The organism is Micromonospora sp. DT15 (assembly GCF_049841475.1).
Taxonomy (GTDB): domain Bacteria; phylum Actinomycetota; class Actinomycetes; order Mycobacteriales; family Micromonosporaceae; genus Micromonospora.
In genome coordinates this window covers 213,151-229,641 of the sequence record NZ_JBNCKJ010000008.1, presented here as the reverse complement: position 1 = coordinate 229,641, position 16,491 = coordinate 213,151, and the positions used below count along the sequence as shown (strand labels likewise).

Genomic DNA, 16,491 nt, shown 5'->3' with positions numbered 1-16,491 from the left:
TCTACCCCCCGTGACCAGCCGCTGCCGCCGCGTTCGCTGCGGTGGGCAGCGCGGCGGCGATGTGCTCCAGAGCGGCGTCGTCGAGCGCCGCCGAGACGAACCACGACTCGAACGCGCTCGGCGGCAGGTAGACGCCGGCGGCGAGCATCGCGTGGAAGAACGCCTTGAACGCGGGCACCTGCTGGGTGCGCGCGCTGTCGTAGTCGACCACGTCGGCGTCGGTGAAGAAGATCGAGAACATGCTGCCCGCGTACGACAGTTGGTGCGGGACCCCGGCGGCGGCCAACGCGTCGGACGCGAGCTTGCCCACCACGGCGGCCGTCTCGTCGAGGCGCTGGTACAGCGCGTCGTCGGCGAGCCGCAGGGTCGCCAGGCCGGCGGCGCAGGCCAGCGGGTTACCGGAGAGGGTGCCGGCCTGGTAGACCGGGCCGGCCGGCGCGAGCCGCGCCATGATGTCCGCGCGCCCGCCGAACGCCGCGGCGGGCAGGCCGCCACCCATGACCTTGCCGTACGTCCACAGGTCCGCGTCGGAGGCGTCGAGGCCGTGCCACCCGGCGCGGGAGACCCGGAACCCGGTCATCACCTCGTCCACCACCAGCAGGGCGCCGTGGGCGTGCGCGATCCGGGCGAGCTGCTGGTTGAAGCCGTCGCGGGGGGCCACCACACCCATGTTGCCGGCGGCGGCCTCGGTGATCACCGCGGCGATGTGCGGGCCCTCGGCGGCGAAGGCCTCTTCGACGGCCCGGATGTCGTTGTACGGAAGCACTATCGTCTCGCTGGCCGCCGCGCCGGTCACGCCGGGCGAGTCGGGCAGGCCCAGGGTGGCCACGCCGGAGCCGGCGGCGGCGAGCAGCGCGTCGACGTGGCCGTGGTAGCAACCGGCGAACTTGATGATCTTCGAGCGGCCGGTGAAGCCGCGGGCCAGCCGGATCGCCGACATTGTCGCCTCGGTGCCCGAGTTGACCAGGCGGACCTGCTCGACAGGGGTCCGGGCGACGATCTCGGCGGCCAACTCCACCTCACCGGGGGTGGGCGTGCCGAAGCTGGTGCCCCGGGCGGCGGCGGCCTGGACGGCCTCCACCACCTCCGGGTGGGCGTGCCCGAGGATCAGCGGACCCCAGGAGCAGACCAGGTCGACGTAGCGGCGACCGTCGGCGTCGTACAGCCACGGGCCCTCACCACGGACCATGAAACGCGGGGTGCCGCCGACCGCCTGGAAGGCGCGCACAGGGGAGTTCACCCCGCCCGGCACGATGGCGCGGGCGCGGTCGAACAGGGCCTCGGAGGCCGGCGCATCGGCTGGGTAGCGGCCGGATCCGGCGGAGAAGATGTCGGTCACGATGCCGCCATTGTGACAGCGCCGGACGGTCAACCAGCAGCCACCCCGTGGTGGGGTTACCCGGCTCACCTGTGACCCGCGCCGGTCGGCAGCGCCGACACGGGGGCCCCGTGGCCTGGACGGTGACGGCTCGCGGCCTCGACAGGCCAGGTCGGTCGGATCGCGCTAGGCTGACCGGGTGGATCGTGCCGAACTGTCCATCACGCTACACCGGACGGGCGACGAAGCAGTCTTGCGCCTGGCCGGTGAGATCGACATGCTCACAGCGGCCCAGCTCTCCACCGTCGTCAACGAGGTGCTGGCCGACCCACCCCCGAAGATCATCCTCGACCTCGGTGGCGTCACCTTCTGCGACTCGCAGGGGCTGGGCACCCTGGTCGTGCTCAGCCGCAAGGCCAGCCACGCGCAGAGCCTGCTGATGCTGACGCACGTGGGCGACTTCCTGATCCGCGTACTGGACATCACCGGCCTGCGCAGTGCCCTGATGATCCGCAACGACCAGCCCACCGGCTGAGCCGCCCCGCCCCGCCGCGTCAGGCGGTGTTGCCCCAGCGGGCCTGTTCGAGCAGCCTCACCGCCCGGTCGCGGACCTCCGGGTCGTCCGAGCGGAGCTGGGCGGTCGCCTCGTCGACCGCTTCGGTGAGCCGCCGCCACTGCGTGTCACGCTCCCGGACCAGATCCGACTGGGCGGCCAACTGGCGGGTCTTCACCCACAGCTCGACGAAGACCGACACCTTGGCGCGGAGCACCCACGGGTCGAACGGCTTGGTGAGGTAGTCCACCGCGCCCACCTGGTAACCCCGGAGGGCGAGCTGGGCGTCCCGGTCGGCGGCCGTGAGGAAGATGATCGGCACGTGCCGGGTCCGCTCGCGGCGCTTGATGTGGCTCGCCGTCTCGAAGCCGTCCATGTCCGGCATCTGCGCGTCCAACAGGATCACCGCGAAGTCGTCCACCAGCAGCTGCTTGAGCGCCGCCTCGCCGCTCTCCACCGCCACGGACTGGACCGGCAGGCCCTGAAGAATCGCCTCCAGGGCCGTCAGGTTCTGCCGCCGGTCGTCAACGAGCAGCGCTTTGGCCATCTGGGTCACGAAGTCTCCTCGGTCCGGCTGCCGTTGATCCAGGACGACATCAGTTCGATCAGGTCGTCCAGGTCGACCGGCTTGGTGATGTAGTCGCTGCCCCCGGCAGCGAGCGCCGACTCACGGTCACCCGGCATCGCCTTCGCGGTCAGGAAGACCACCGGAAGGTCGGCGAACCGGTGGTTGCGGCGAATCTGGCGGGTGGTCTCGTAACCGTCCTGGTCGGGCATCATGGCGTCCATCAGCACGATGTCCACCTCCGGATGCTCGGCCAGCAGACGGACACCGTCCGCCCCGTTGTCCGAGTACAGCACGGTCATCCCGTGCAGCTCCAACGCGCTGGTCAAGGCGAAGACGTTGCGTACGTCGTCGTCCACGATCAGCACCGTGGCGCCGTCCAGTTGACGGGTGGCCGGCGCCTCCGGCCGTTCCGGCAGCAGCTCCAGCGGCGGCATCAGCAGCGACGACGGCAGCCCGGCGCGCTGCGGCGACGGCATCTGCGGCACGACCACCGCGTCCGGGGCCAGCACCTGCGGCACGAACAGCGTGAAGGTCGAGCCCTGGCCGGGCGCGGACGAGACGGTGATGGTGCCGCCGATCAGTCGGGCCAGATCGCGGCTGATCGACAGGCCCAGCCCGGTGCCGCCGTACCGGCGACTGGTCGTGCCGTCGGCCTGCTGGAACGCCTCGAAGATGATCGACAACTTGTCGTCGGAGATGCCGATCCCGGTGTCGATCACGGTGAACGCGATCACCTGCTGAGCGTTCGTCAGCGCCGGCACGTCGAACACCGCGTTCTCCGCCGCCGGGGCGATCCGCAGCGTCACCGCACCGTTGTCGGTGAACTTCACCGCGTTGGAGAGCAGGTTGCGCAGGATCTGCTGCAACCGCTGCGCGTCGGTCACCAACGCCGGCGGCAGATCCTTGCTCACCCGTACCTGGAAGTCCAGGTTCTTCTCCTCGGCCTGCGGCGCGAACGCCTGCTCGACGTAGCCGCGCAGCTCGGTGAAGCGGATCTCGGTCGGCTCGACGTCCATCCGGCCCGCCTCGATCTTGGACAGGTCGAGGATGTCGTCGATCAGTCGCAGCAGGTCGGAGCCGGACCCGTGGATGGTCCGGGCGAACTCGATCTGCTTCGGGCTGAGGTTCTGCTCCGAGTTCTCGGCCAGCAGACGGGCCAGCAGCAACAACGAGTTCAGCGGAGTCCGCAGTTCGTGGCTCATGTTGGCGAGGAACTCCGACTTGTACGCCGACGCCCTGGTCAGCTGCTGCGCCTTCTCCTCCAGACCCAGCCGCGCCAGCTCGATCTCCCGGTTCTTCGTCTCGATGTTGCCCTTCTGCTCGGACAGCAGAGTGGCCTTCTCCTCCAGCTCGGCGTTGGTGCGCTGCAACTCCGCCGACTGCTCCTGCATCTCGTGCGCCAGCCGCTGCGACTGGGCCAGCAGCTCCTCCGTACGCCGGTTGGCCTGGATGGTGTTGACCGCGATGCCGATGGTGAGCACCAACCGCTCCAGGAACGACAGGTGCAGTTCGGAGAAGGCCGACACACTGGCGAACTCGATCACCCCGAGCAGCTCGCCCTCGAACAGGACGGGGAGCACCACCAGGTCGGACGGGGGTGTCTCGGCCAGGCCGGACCGCAGGGTGAGCCGACTGTTCGGGGAGGCGCTGACCCGGATCGTGCGACGGGAGAGCGCGGTCTGCCCGACCAGCCCCTCACCCGGCCCGAAGGTGACGTCGTGCCCCCGCGCCACGTACCCGTACGAGGAGGTCAGCCGCAGCCGCATGCTGCCGTCGGTGTCGTCGGCCAGGAAGAAGGCGCCGAGCTGGGCGTCGACCAGCGGGGTCACCTCCGTCATGATCATGCGGCAGACCTCGCCGAGGTCGCGCTGGCCCTGCAACAGGCCGCCGATCCGGGCGAGGTTGGAGTCCAGCCAGCCCTGCTCGGCGTTCTTCTTGGTCGTCTCCCGGAGGGTGACGATCATCTGGTTGATGTTGTCCTTCAGCTCGGCGACCTCGCCCTGGGCCTTGACCGCGATCCGCTGGGTCAGGTCGCCCCGGGTCACCGACGTGGACACCTGGGCGATGGCCCGCAACTGCGTGGTCAGCGTCGAGGCGAGCTGGTTGACGTTCTCGGTGAGGTCGCGCCAGGTGCCGGAAACGCCCTTCACCTGCGCCTGACCACCGAGCTTGCCCTCGATACCGACCTCGCGGGCCACCCGGGTCACCTCGTCGGCGAACGACGACAGCTGGTCGACCATCGTGTTGACTGTCGACTTCAGCTCCAGGATCTCGCCCTGGGCGTCCACCGTGATCTTCTGCGACAGGTCACCCTTCGCCACGGCGGTGGTCACCGAGGCGATGTTGCGAACCTGACTGGTCAGGTTCGACGCCATCGAGTTCACGTTGTCGGTCAGGTCCCGCCAGGTGCCGGAAACGCCCTTCACCTGCGCCTGACCACCGAGCTTGCCCTCGGTGCCCACCTCACGGGCCACCCGGGTCACCTCGTCGGCGAACGACGACAACTGGTCCACCATCGTGTTGACAGTCGACTTCAGCTCCAGGATCTCGCCCCGCGCGTCCACCGTGATCTTCTGCGACAGGTCACCCTTCGCCACCGCCGTCGAGACCTGGGCGATGTTGCGGACCTGGGCGGTCAGGTTCGACGCCATCGAGTTCACGTTGTCGGTCAGGTCGCGCCAGGTGCCGGCGACCCCGCGCACCTGCGCCTGACCGCCCAACTTGCCCTCGGTGCCCACCTCACGCGCGACCCGGGTCACCTCGTCGGCGAACGACGACAACTGGTCCACCATCGTGTTGACTGTCGACTTCAGCTCCAGGATCTCGCCCCGCGCGTCCACCGTGATCTTCTGCGACAGGTCACCCTTCGCCACAGCGGTGGTCACCGAGGCGATGTTGCGAACCTGACTGGTCAGGTTCGACGCCATCGAGTTCACGTTGTCGGTCAGGTCCCGCCAGGTGCCGGAAACGCCCTTCACCTGCGCCTGACCGCCCAGGTTGCCCTCGGTGCCCACCTCACGGGCCACCCGGGTCACCTCGTCGGCGAACGACGACAACTGGTCCACCATCGTGTTGACGGTGTTCTTCAATTCCAGGATCTCGCCCTGGGCGTCCACCGTGATCTTCTGCGACAGGTCACCCTTCGCCACGGCGGTGGAGACCTGGGAGATGTTGCGGACCTGGCTGGTCAGGTTGCCGGCCAACTGGTTGACGTTCTCGGTGAGGTCCCGCCAGGTGCCGGAGACGCCGCGCACCTGGGCCTGGCCGCCCAACTTGCCCTCGATGCCCACCTCACGCGCGACCCGGGTCACCTCGTCGGCGAACGACGACAACTGGTCCACCATCGTGTTGACGGTGTCCTTCAGCTCCAGGATCTCGCCCTGCGCCGCCACCGTGATCTTCTGCGACAGGTCGCCGCGCGCCACCGCCGTGGAGACCTGCGCGATGTTACGGACCTGGGCGGTCAGGTTCGACGCCATCGAGTTGACGCTGTCGGTCAGGTCCTTCCAGGTGCCGGCCACGTTCGGCACCTCGGCCTGGCCGCCCAACTTGCCCTCGGTGCCCACCTCACGGGCCACCCGGGTCACCTGCTCGGCGAAGAGCCGCAGCGTGTCGGTCAGGTAGTTCATCGTGGCGGCCAGCTCGGCCACCTCACCACGCGCGCCGACGGTGATCTTCTGCGACAGGTCGCCCTTGGCCACCGCCGTCGCCACCTGCGAGATCGATCGCACCTGGCCGGTCAGGTTCGACGCCATGGTGTTCACCGAGTCGGTGAGGTCCTTCCAGGTGCCCGCGACGCCCCGCACGTCGGCCTGGCCGCCCAACTTGCCCTCGGTGCCCACCTCACGGGCCACCCGGGTCACCTCGTTGGAGAACGACGACAGCTGGTCCACCATCGTGTTCACGGTGCGCCCGATGCGCAGGTACTCACCGCGCAACGGCCGACCGTCGATCTCCAACGCCATGTGCTGGGACAGGTCACCGTCGGCGACCGCAACGATCACCCGGGCGATCTCCGTGGTCGGTCGACCCAGGTCGTCGATCAGCGAGTTGATCGCCCGCTGCCCCTCCGCCCAGGAGCCGTCCAGCCCCTCGTCGTCGAGCCGCTCGGTGAGCCGGCCGTCGCGACCGACGATCCGGCTGATCCGCCGCAAATCCAGATACTGCCGCTCCTGGAGCGACACCACCTCGTTGAAGGCGTCCGCCACCTCACCGGCCGCGCCGGCCCGGCGGGGAAGCCGGACCTTCAGGTCGCCCCGCCCGATCCGTCGCAGTGCCTCGGTCAACTCACCGAGGAGCGCCTCGTTGTCGAGCGCGGACGGATCCGCCACCGACTGCTTCGACGTGGTCATCATTCCTCGCTCAACTCGGGGGGCGCCGGTCCGTGCGGACACACCGGCACCCCATATTGTGCCCGCGCGCGCCGTGGTGCCAGGGTGTGCGACCCGCCAGGTGCCATCGATCGCCCCGTCGACCCGCCCGATCGGCGTCGAGCCGGCACGCCGCGCCGCAAACCTCGCCCGGCTCCCGCGCCAATCGATTCGACGCGTCCGCCCCCAAGCGGTGCCGCTGAGCGACGCGACAGCACCGGATCGTTGATCGGCTTGGCACCCGGCAGTGCGACGGTGGAGGATACGGGGGTGTCAGGCGAGGTTGGGCCCGCGACGGCCGGGGCCCAGGACGGGGCCGTCCGGCGTGTCCGGCTGCCCGCCGACCGGCGCACGCCGGCCGCCGCCCGCGCCGTGGTCCGCTCGGTGTTGACCGAGTCACACCTGGACGAGCTGGCCAACGAGGCGCTGCTGCTCACCACCGAGCTGACCACCAACGCCGTCGAGCACGCCCGTACCGAACTGGACATCGAGGTCGTCGCGGACGAGATCGGGCTGACCGTCACGGTCTCCGACTTCGCCCCCGGTTCCGGCGACGAGCTGACCGTCGGCGACCGCAACGACTCCGCCGAGATCAACGAGGTCTCCGTGCGCGGCCGGGGCCTGCTGCTCGTCGACCACTTCGCCAGCCGCTGGGGCACCACGTACCTGCCCACCGGCAAGGGCGTCTGGTTCCGGCTGGACCGCCCCGGCACCGACCTGCCCACCAGCGGAACCATCAGCGAATCGACGCCGGCCAACGCCGGCCCCCGGACGGGCACCGACGGGTCCGCGCCGAGCGCCAGCGCGATGAGCGAACTCATGCAGACCGCCCCCGACCTGTACGGGGACGACCCGTTGCCCGACTTCGCCACCAGCCTGCTCAGCCGGGTCGCCGAGATGGTCGGCGCAGCCGGCGGCACGATCCGCCTGGACCGGGGCGACGGGCAGGGCAGCCAGGTGCTGGCCCGCTTCGGTCGGCCACCCCGCCCCGGCAGCGAACTGCTCCGAGTGCCACTGACTGTGCAGCGCCCGTACGCCGGGGAGTTGGAGTTGGACGCCGCGCCGTCGGCGTACGCCCAACCGTTGGCGGTGCTCACCGCCGAGCGGCTGTCGTTGCACCTGGAGAACGACCGGCTGCGCCGGGCCGACGTCCGCCGGCAGGTGTGGCTGACCTTCCTGGCCGAGGCGAGCGAGCTGCTGGCCCAGTCGCTCGACGTCGACCTGACCATGGCGCTGGTGCCGCAGTTGGTGGTGCCGCGACTCGGTCAGTGGTGCGCGGTGCACACCACCGACGAGTGGGGTCGGCTCCGGCTGGCGGCGGCCAGCCACGCCGACGAGTCGATGCTTCCGCAACTGCACAAGGTGCTGGCCGAGACCGGTCCGGACTCGATTCAGGCCCGCCTGCGCGAGGCGTCCCGCAGCGCGGCGCAGATTCCCCTGGGCGGGCCGATGGAGGGTTTCGCCGTTCCGCTGATCGCGCGCGGGCAGCGACTCGGGACCCTGGCGGTGGGGCGGCACCAGCGGCACCGGCACGACCCGGACGAGGTGGCCGTGTTGGAGGACGTGGCCCGGCGGGCCGCGCTGGCCATCGAGAACGCCCGGATCCACGCGGAACGCCGTCGGGTGGCGCAGACGCTCCAGCAGTCTCTGCTGCCGCCGGTGCTGCCGTTGGTGGACGGGATCGGTTTCGCCGCCGAGTACGTCCCGACCGGCGACGACGCCGAGGTGGGTGGCGACTTCTACGACGTGGTGCCGCTGCCCGACGGGCGCTGGCTGGTGGTGATCGGTGACGTCTCGGGCAAGGGTGTCCAGGCCGCCGCGGTGACCGGGCTGGTCCGGGACGTGATCCGGGTGCTGGTCGGCGACGGCAAACCGTTACCGGAGGCGCTGGCGCGGCTCAACGAGACACTTGTCGAGCGCGGTGGCGGTCGCTACTGCACGCTGGCGCTGGCAGCGGTCGGGCCGGGCGAGGGTGATCAGTTGGACGTCTCGCTGCACCTGGCAGGGCACGACCGGCCGGTGCTGCTTGCCGCAGCGGGCGGCGCGGAGTTCGTCGGCACGGGTGGCACCGCGCTCGGCCTGCTCGACACGATCACCTCGCCGACGGCGGAGATCACGCTCGCGCCGGGCGACTCGCTGATCTTCTACACCGATGGCGTCACCGAGCGGAGGCGCGGCCGGGAGCTGTTCGGCACCGACCGGCTGCGGGACGCCGCCGCGCCCCTGGCCGGATATTCGGCCGACGTGGTGGCCGCCCGGCTGCGCGCCGCGGCGATCAACTTCTCGGTCGAGCCGCCCCGGGACGACATCGCCGTCCTGGTGCTCCGCAACGACGCGACCTGACCGCCGCACGGGCCCCCGGGCGTCGGCCCGCTGGGTAGATTGACGGCCATGACGAGCGTTGCGCAGGTCACGTCGTACTCTCGGCCGGCGGTCCGGGCCCTGATCGCCGCGCAGTTCGCGACCATCGGCGGGTTCCTCGCCGTGCTGCTGCTCTACGTCGGGCGGATGACGAGCGCCGGCGTCGGCCCGGCCGAGATGCTGACCGGCGCGTACGACCCGAAGGACATCGCCTTCTTCGGTGTGCTCCACCCCGTGGTGGCGGTGCTCTACCTGACGGGTGCGGTGCTCGGGCTGCCGTTGGCGATCGTCGCGGGGGCGGTGGTCGCCCGGGAGCGCGCGGTCCTGCCCCGGGTGACCCGGTCACTGCTGCTGGCCGGTGCGGTGGGCGGCCTGCTGGTAATGGTGGCCCGTCTCACCCCGCCGCTGCTGGACATGCACCGGTGGTGGATGGACTGACCCTCTGCCGGCCCGGCCTCACAGGCCGCCGGGGAGCCGGCCGGGCGCGAGCCGGTGCTCCGGATCCAGGTGCCGCTTCGCGGCCCGCAACTGGGCCAGGCCGGCCAACTCGCCCCAGAGGTCGACCGCCTGGCGGACCGCCGCCGGAGCGGAGACCACCACGCAGCGACCCTGCCGGGCCAACAGCACCCCTCTGACGGCGGCCAGGATGGACGCCACCCGGTCGGCTGCCAGCGCCCCGGGCAGTGCCGCGTGCACCACGCCCAGCCCGGCGGAGCCGCGCACCGGCACCGGCGCTCCGGCCGCGTCGCGCAGCGCGTAGACGGCTGCGTGCAGGTCGCCGATCGGCACCTCCAGCCGCAGCGCCGTGTCGCCGGGGGCGAACGGGTACCGGCGCCACCACGTCGGCGCGGAGTGGGCGATCGTCGCCTCCCCGTGCAGCAGCCCGACCAGCCGCTCGGCGCGCTCATTGACGTCGGCGGGACCGCCCTCCAGCAGCACCACCAGGCTGCCGGCCCGGGACGGGGCGCCGGCCCGGCCGGACATCGACGGGTGGCGTTCCCGGGCGGTGGCGGCCGGGTGACCGGGCGGGTACGACGTACGAGGGCGGGGGGTGCCTCCGGGCAGGTCCAGCTCGATGGCCGACGGCTCCAGCCGAGCGGCGAGGATCGTCCGGACCAGGTCGTGCACCTCCAACGGCGTCCACACCGGGCGGGACACCCAGAGCCTGCTCGCCGGCACCGGCTGCACCCGCAGGCTCGCCGACACCAGCACGCCGAGCGCGCCCTGGGAGCCGCAGAGCAGTCGGGCCAGGTCGAGCCCGGGCGCGCCGCCGCCGACGCTGATCAGCTCGCCGTCGGCGGCGAGGTAACGCACACCGAGCAGTTGGTCGCAAGGGCTGCCGTGGCGGTGGCGCAGCGGGCCGGCCTCGCCGGCGGCGAGCACACCGCCCAGTGTCGCGCCGGGTGAGGGTGCGTCCATGGCGAGCCGCTGCCCGGTGCGCTCCAGGGTGGCCTGCACCGCCCGCAGTGGAGTGCCGGCACCCACGTCGGCCACGAGCGAGTCGACCGGCTCGTGACCGATGCCGGCCAGCCGGCCGGTGTCGAGCAGGATGTCGACCTGAACGGGGGCGGCGCCCCAGTCGATCTTCGTGCCCGCGCCTCGGGGCACCACAGTCAGATCGTGCACGGCGGCCAGCCGCAGCACCTCGGCGGCGGCGTGCGGGCCGCCCGGGACGGCGACCCAGCGCGCCGGTCGCCCCGCCACCTCATCGGCGGGCCCGGCCAGCCGGGAGAACGGTGGACCGCAGATCGCCGCCAACCGCCGGCTGATCTCGAGGGCTCCGGACCGGCCTAGGGAACTCGCTGCTGCCGCCATGCCGGCCATCGTACATGTGTTCGAAAGCCGTGGCGGCGAGTATCGGGATGCCGCTGGTCCGGCGCGCTGCGGCTGCCGGCCGGTAACGTGGCCGCCGTGACCACCGAGACTGCCCCGCCCGCGGCGAAGCGGGTGCCCAGCGAGCGCACCCACCACGGCGACACCGTCGTTGACGAGTACGCCTGGCTCGCCGCCAAGGACGACCCGGAGACGATCGCCTACCTGACCGCCGAGAACGAGTACACCGACGCGCGCACCGCACACCTGGCCGACCTGCGGGCCGACCTGTTCGAGGAGACTCGCCGACGCACCCAGGAGACCGACCTGTCAGTGCCGACCCGCAAGGGCGGGCACTGGTACTACACCCGGACGGTCGAGGGACAACAGTACGGAGTGCAGTGTCGCCGGGCGGTCCGCGACGGTGAGACCGACCCGCCGGTCAGCGCGGACGGCGCCCCGCTCGACGGCGAGGAGGTGCTGCTCGACGGCAACCTGCTGGCCGAGGGGCACGACTTCTTCTCGCTCGGCGCGTTCGACGTCAGCCCGGACGGTCGCTGGCTGGCCTACTCCACCGACTTCTCCGGTGACGAGCGGTTCACCCTGCGGGTGAAGGACCTGACCACCGGCGAGCTGCTGCCGGACGAGGTTCCTGACACGTTCTACGGCACCGCCTGGTCGTCGGACGCCTCGGTGCTGTTCTACGTGACTGTGGACGACGCCTGGCGACCGAACCGGGTCTGGCGGCACACCATCGGCTCCGCCGCCGCCGACGACGTGGTGGTCCACCAGGAGGACGACGAGCGGTTCTGGGTGGGGGTGGAGCTGACCCGGTCGGAGAAGTTCATCCTCATCGACGTGCACAGCAAGGTGACCAGCGAGGTGCTGGTGATCCCCGCCGGCAACCCGACCGGCGCGCCGGCTGTGATCGCCCCCCGCCGACAGGGCGTCGAATACACGGTGGAGCACCACGGCCACCGTTTCCTGATCCTGCACAACGACGGCGCGGAGGACTTCGCGCTGGCGTTCACCTCGGCGGACGTACCGGGCGACTGGGTGCCGCTGATCGAACACACCCCCGGCACCCGACTGGAGGCCGTCGACGCCTTCGCCAATCACCTGGTGGTGTCGCTGCGCACCGACGGGCTCACCGGGCTGCGGGTGCTGCCGGTGGGCAGTGACGACGGGTACGACATCGACTTCCCCGAGCCGCTCTACAGCGTCGGGTTGGACGCCAACCCGGAGTACCGCACCGGCCAGGTCCGGCTGCGCTACTCCTCGCTGATCACCCCCGACTCGGTGTACGACTACGACCTGGTCACCCGGCAGATGGTGCTGCTCAAGCAGAAGCCGGTGCTGCCCGGTCCGGACGGGCGACCGTACGACCCGGCCGAGTACGAGCAGCACCGTGACTGGGCGCTTGCCGATGACGGCACCCGGGTGCCGATCTCACTGGTCTGCCGCGTCGGCACCCCCCGGGACGGCTCGGCGCCCTGCGAGCTGTACGGCTACGGCTCCTACGAGGCCAGCATGGACCCGTGGTTCTCGGTGGCCCGACTGTCCCTGTTGGACCGGGGCGTGGTCTTCGCGGTGGCGCACACCCGGGGCGGCGGTGAACTGGGCCGACGGTGGTACGACCAGGGCAAGCTGCTGGCCAAGAAGAACACCTTCACCGACTTCGTGGCGTGCGCACAGCACCTCGTCAAGGCCGGCTGGACGGCCAGCGACCGGCTTGTCGCCCGGGGCGCATCGGCTGGTGGCCTGCTGATGGGCGCGGTGGCCAACCTCGCGCCGGACGCGTTCGCCGGGATCGTGGCGCAGGTGCCGTTCGTGGACGCGCTCACGTCGATCCTCGACCCGTCGCTGCCGCTGACCGTCACCGAGTGGGAGGAGTGGGGCAACCCGCTCGACGACCCCGAGGTGTACGCGTACATGAAGTCCTACACCCCGTACGAGAACGTGGCCGCCGTTGACTATCCCGCGATCCTCGCGGTGACCAGCCTCAACGACACCCGGGTGCTCTACTCGGAGCCGGCGAAGTGGATCGCCCGGCTGCGGGCGGTCGCCCCGGGCGGCGACTACCTGCTGAAGACCGAGATGGGTGCCGGGCACGGCGGCCCGAGCGGTCGCTACGACTCGTGGCGCGAGGAGGCGTTCATCAACGCCTGGATCCTGGACCGCATCGGCCACGCCTGACCCGACGGGTCGGCATGATCGCGTTCGGTGGTGGGAGTGGTCCCCTCGGCGGCTCGGGGAGACCACCCACTCCGACGATCGGGCGGGTTCATGGCCGGGTCGCGCAGCCGCGGCCCGGCCTTTCCGGGTCGCGGCGGATGTCGCGGCCTAGACTTCCGGGGTGACCGGGGCTACGGATAGTGACGGCGGAGCGGCCGAGGACGTCCGCCGACCGAGCGTGGCGGCGGTGGCGCGGGACCGCCGGGTCTGGCTGATCCTCGCGGTGGTCGCCGGGCTGCTGGTCTGCTGTTGTTCGGCAGTGGTCGGCGCCTTGATCGCACTCTCCTCCGGCCTGCTCGCCGCCTGACCCGAGGGCTGGGTCAGGCCGGCCGGCGGGGGCGGTTCGGATCAGGTCGTCCGCAGCTCGTCCAACGCGGTGCTGGCGCGCAGGAAGAGCAGGCCGACACCGACCGTCACCAGCACCGCCGCCAGGGCGCCGGCGCCGAGCCACGCCAGGTGCTCCAGAGGTACGGGAACGGCTCGCTGCACCGCGGGGTAGTACACGATCCGGGAGTACTGGTCCCGGGTGGCAGGGTCGTCGCAGAGCGCGGCCGGGGCATCGCAGATCAACGTCGACCCGCCTCCCTCCGACACGTCCGCGACGAGCCCTCGGCCGAGCAGCGTGCCAACGGTGAGCGCGAGCAGGATCGCCGGCACGGCCGGCGCCAACGCCTGCCAGGCCACCGAACGGCCCAGCGTGGCGCGGGGCACCCCGGTGGCGACCAACGCGGCGTAGGCGCGGCGTCGGGCGACGATCCCCTCGACCAGCGCGACGATCAGCCCGCCCGTCGCGATCAGGATGGCCACGGCGATCGCGCCGTCGACGAGATCCATCGTCGACAGGTAGAAGGGGTTGGCGCCACCGTCCGCCCCGGCGAGTCGGCTCTGCTCCCGCTCGATCTGGTCCTTGGTGGCGAAGTAGGCGCGCTGGGCTGCCGCACCCGCGCCGAAGATCAGGGCGGCGAGCAGCGCCGCGAACGTGCGGCTGCCCGCCCACGGATCGGCCATCAGCCGGCCCGCCGCGAGCAGGGCAGCCGGCCTGCGGGCGTGCCGACGTAACAACCGCCCGCAGTGGTACGACAGCCAGCCGGTGCCGATCACCACACCGATCATCGCCGCGAGCGCGCCCACCACGAACAGCAGTGGCACCAGCCGGTCCGCCATCTGCACGTCGGCGACCCTGTTGACCACCGGGCGGATCAGCGCGAACGAGACCACGCCGAACCCGATCAGGAGCCCGGCCCACGGGCCCGGCCCGCGCTCGCGGGCGGCCTTACGACTCAGCCCGAGCGGGCTGGTGGTGACCGTACGCAGCATCAGGGCGGTGGCCAGCGCCGCCACGACCGGCAGACCGAGCACCACGCCGGCCAGCGCGCCGGTCGACGGCAGCACGTCGGTGGGCAGGGCCAGTCGACCTTGCGCGTCCGGGCGGTGCAGCAGGTCGCGGCCGACCAGGTGGACACCCAGCCCGACGAGCGTGCCGAGCAGCGCGGCCACGCCGGTCTCCAACACCACCAGTCTGGTGACCTGCCCCGGAGTCGCGCCAGCCAACCGCAGCGCGGCCAACCGGCGGTCCCGGGCCGGCGCGCCGAGCCGCGCGCACTGACCGGCCAGCGCCAGCACCGGAATCATCAGCATCAGCAGCGCGAACGCCGTGCCGCCGCGCAACCCGGGCTCCCGCAGCAACGCGTTGCGGTACTGCTCGGACTGCTCCCAGGCGTCACCGGAGGGTTTCTCGATGGCCAGCACGGTGAGCGCCGCGAGCCCGGCCAGGGTGGCCAGCAGGGCGCTGAGCGCGGTGAGCACCACCCGGGCGGTGTCGGTGCGGGTGCCGGCGAGCGCGAGGCGGAGCAGGGTCGTCGGCCTCACCGGGCGCCGCCGGCCAGCGGCACGTCGAGCCCCAGGCCGGTGTGGTCCACCAGGCCGTCACGCAGCACGATCTCCCGATCCGCGTACGCGGCGATCCGCGGCTCGTGGGTGACCAGCACGACGGCGGTGCGCTGCTCGCGGGCGAGCCGGACCAGTTGGGTGAGGACCTGCTCGCCGGTGAGCGTGTCCAGTGCGCCGGTCGGCTCGTCGGCGAAGAGCACCCGAGGCTCGGTCACCAGCGCCCGTGCCGTGGCGCAGCGTTGCTGCTGACCCCCGGACATCTCACCCGGCCGGACGTCGGCCACCTCGGCCACCCCGAACCGTTCCAGCCAGGTGAGCGCCGCCGTCCGTGCCTCTCGCCGCCCCGTGCCGGCGAGGAGCAGAGGAAGTGCGACGTTCTCGGCGGCGGTCAACTCGGCCACCAGCTGACCGAACTGGAACAGCACCCCGAACTCGGTGCGCCGCAGCCGGGACCGGGCCGCCTCCGACCAGGTGTCGATGCGGTGCCCACGCCAGGTGACCTCGCCGGCGTCCGGCCGGAGAATCCCGGCCAGGCAGTGCAGCAGTGTCGACTTGCCGCAGCCACTCGGCCCGGTGACGGCGACGATCTCGCCCTCGGCCAGGTCGAGCGTCACGCCGCGCAGTGCGGGCGTCGGGCCGTACGCCCGAACCACGCCGCGAGCCTGGAGTTGCGTCACGGATGCACCTCCCGGTGCCAGTCGGCGACCCGGAGCAGGGTGGCGTGCAGCCACCGCAGATCCGCGTCGAGGTGGGCTATCGCGAAATCGGCCGCGACCACGTCGCTGAGGGTGGCGGCCGGTTCGCCCTTGACCGCGGTCAACTCACGCAGCCGTGCGGTGTGCGCGGCCCGCTGGGCGATCAGGTACGACCGGGCCCGATCGACATCGGCGACCAGCAGCGCGACCACGACCTTGGCGAAGAGCGTGCTGGCCACGTACGGCATTGGTGCTTCCACAGTGGACAACCACTGGTCCAGCGCGTCCCGCCCCTGGTCGGTCAGCTCGTACGCCGTGCGATCCGGCCCGGCCACCCGATCCTGGCCGGCGGCAGCCACCAGCCCGTCCCGTTCGAGGCGGCCGAGAGTGGCGTAGACCTGCCCGAAGGCCAACGGCCGAGCGCGCGGCAGCCGCTCGTCGTGCGCACGCTTCAGTTCATACCCGTGCCGGCTGCCCCCAGCGAGCAACCCGAGCAGAACATGCGGCGTAGACACCCCGCCCACTATTCACCCAGCGAATACCCAAGTCAACAACCCACCCACCCACCCCGCCCCCCACCCCCACCCCCACCCCCACCCCCACCCCCACCCCGTTGATCATGAAGTTATTGCGCCGACACGCCGAGATCGAGGGCAATAACTTCATGATCAACGAGAGAAGGGCGTACC

At 71.5% G+C, this 16,491-nt stretch carries 12 protein-coding genes; 5 read left to right on the top strand and 7 right to left on the bottom strand.

Annotated elements, in window-relative coordinates; translation table 11 throughout:
• Position 1 precedes the first annotated feature (1 nt).
• Positions 2 to 1,339, bottom strand: a complete 1,338-nt coding sequence (gene hemL / locus ACLQ3F_RS19545) for a glutamate-1-semialdehyde 2,1-aminomutase (RefSeq protein ID WP_357197881.1) — start codon at positions 1,337 to 1,339, stop codon at positions 2 to 4.
• Between the two features lie 178 nt (positions 1,340 to 1,517).
• Between hemL and ACLQ3F_RS19540 the strand changes: the two genes are divergently transcribed.
• On the top strand, positions 1,518 to 1,853 hold the full coding sequence (locus tag ACLQ3F_RS19540; protein WP_355004798.1) for an STAS domain-containing protein: 336 nt from the start codon (positions 1,518 to 1,520) through the stop codon (positions 1,851 to 1,853).
• A 19-nt stretch (positions 1,854 to 1,872) separates the two neighbouring features.
• Here ACLQ3F_RS19540 and ACLQ3F_RS19535 read toward each other — a convergent pair whose 3' ends face one another.
• Positions 1,873 to 2,427 (bottom strand): response regulator, encoded by a 555-nt coding sequence (locus tag ACLQ3F_RS19535; RefSeq protein WP_357197877.1) that lies wholly within the window; start codon positions 2,425 to 2,427, stop codon positions 1,873 to 1,875.
• The gene (locus ACLQ3F_RS19530) at positions 2,424 to 6,791 is read right to left on the bottom strand and encodes a HAMP domain-containing protein (protein WP_355004796.1); all 4,368 of its coding nucleotides are present in this window, start codon (positions 6,789 to 6,791) and stop codon (positions 2,424 to 2,426) included. Before ACLQ3F_RS19530 ends, ACLQ3F_RS19535 begins: the two co-directional genes overlap by 4 nt.
• A 288-nt stretch (positions 6,792 to 7,079) precedes the next feature.
• Here ACLQ3F_RS19530 and ACLQ3F_RS19525 point away from each other — a divergent pair, with 288 nt between their 5' ends.
• Both ACLQ3F_RS19525 and ACLQ3F_RS19520 read left to right on the top strand, forming a co-directional pair.
• The gene (locus tag ACLQ3F_RS19525; protein WP_357197874.1) at positions 7,080 to 9,152 is read left to right on the top strand and encodes a SpoIIE family protein phosphatase; all 2,073 of its coding nucleotides are present in this window, start codon (positions 7,080 to 7,082) and stop codon (positions 9,150 to 9,152) included.
• 48 nt (positions 9,153 to 9,200) lie between these two features.
• The gene (locus ACLQ3F_RS19520) at positions 9,201 to 9,608 is read left to right on the top strand and encodes a hypothetical protein (RefSeq protein WP_357230358.1); all 408 of its coding nucleotides are present in this window, start codon (positions 9,201 to 9,203) and stop codon (positions 9,606 to 9,608) included.
• Positions 9,609 to 9,626: 18 nt separating this feature from the next.
• On the opposite strand, the gene ACLQ3F_RS19515 is transcribed toward ACLQ3F_RS19520, so the two are convergent.
• Positions 9,627 to 10,985 carry an FAD-binding oxidoreductase gene (locus tag ACLQ3F_RS19515; RefSeq protein ID WP_425850584.1) on the bottom strand — a complete coding sequence of 453 codons (1,359 nt, stop codon included), beginning with the start codon at positions 10,983 to 10,985 and terminating at the stop codon, positions 9,627 to 9,629.
• A 96-nt stretch (positions 10,986 to 11,081) separates the two neighbouring features.
• Between ACLQ3F_RS19515 and ACLQ3F_RS19510 the strand changes: the two genes are divergently transcribed.
• Positions 11,082 to 13,178: a S9 family peptidase gene (locus tag ACLQ3F_RS19510; protein WP_357197868.1), complete on the top strand. Its 2,097-nt coding sequence runs from the start codon at positions 11,082 to 11,084 to the stop codon at positions 13,176 to 13,178.
• A gap of 160 nt (positions 13,179 to 13,338) precedes the next feature.
• Positions 13,339 to 13,524, top strand: a complete 186-nt coding sequence (locus ACLQ3F_RS19505; protein ID WP_328651407.1) for a hypothetical protein — start codon at positions 13,339 to 13,341, stop codon at positions 13,522 to 13,524.
• Positions 13,525 to 13,565: 41 nt separating this feature from the next.
• On the opposite strand, the gene ACLQ3F_RS19500 is transcribed toward ACLQ3F_RS19505, so the two are convergent.
• From ACLQ3F_RS19500 to ACLQ3F_RS19490, 3 genes are read right to left on the bottom strand one after another with little or no spacing between them, the layout of a single operon-like run.
• Positions 13,566 to 15,086 carry an FtsX-like permease family protein gene (locus ACLQ3F_RS19500; protein WP_425850581.1) on the bottom strand — a complete coding sequence of 507 codons (1,521 nt, stop codon included), beginning with the start codon at positions 15,084 to 15,086 and terminating at the stop codon, positions 13,566 to 13,568.
• Complete coding sequence (locus ACLQ3F_RS19495) at positions 15,083 to 15,784, bottom strand: ABC transporter ATP-binding protein (protein ID WP_355004789.1); 702 nt, start codon at positions 15,782 to 15,784, stop codon at positions 15,083 to 15,085. Before ACLQ3F_RS19495 ends, ACLQ3F_RS19500 begins: the two co-directional genes overlap by 4 nt.
• Positions 15,781 to 16,317, bottom strand: a complete 537-nt coding sequence (locus ACLQ3F_RS19490; RefSeq protein ID WP_357197860.1) for a PadR family transcriptional regulator — start codon at positions 16,315 to 16,317, stop codon at positions 15,781 to 15,783. Before ACLQ3F_RS19490 ends, ACLQ3F_RS19495 begins: the two co-directional genes overlap by 4 nt.
• Between the last annotated feature and the right edge of the window lie 174 nt (positions 16,318 to 16,491).

What these genes read in the sequence shown, in the direction of transcription:
- ACLQ3F_RS19530 (WP_355004796.1), bottom strand. Translation starts at nt 6,791, where the DNA reads ATGACCACGTCGAAGCAGTCGGTGGCGGATCCGTCCGCGCTCGACAAC.
- ACLQ3F_RS19520 (WP_357230358.1), top strand. Translation starts at nt 9,201, where the DNA reads ATGACGAGCGTTGCGCAGGTCACGTCGTACTCTCGGCCGGCGGTCCGG.
- ACLQ3F_RS19515 (WP_425850584.1), bottom strand. Translation starts at nt 10,985, where the DNA reads ATGGCGGCAGCAGCGAGTTCCCTAGGCCGGTCCGGAGCCCTCGAGATC.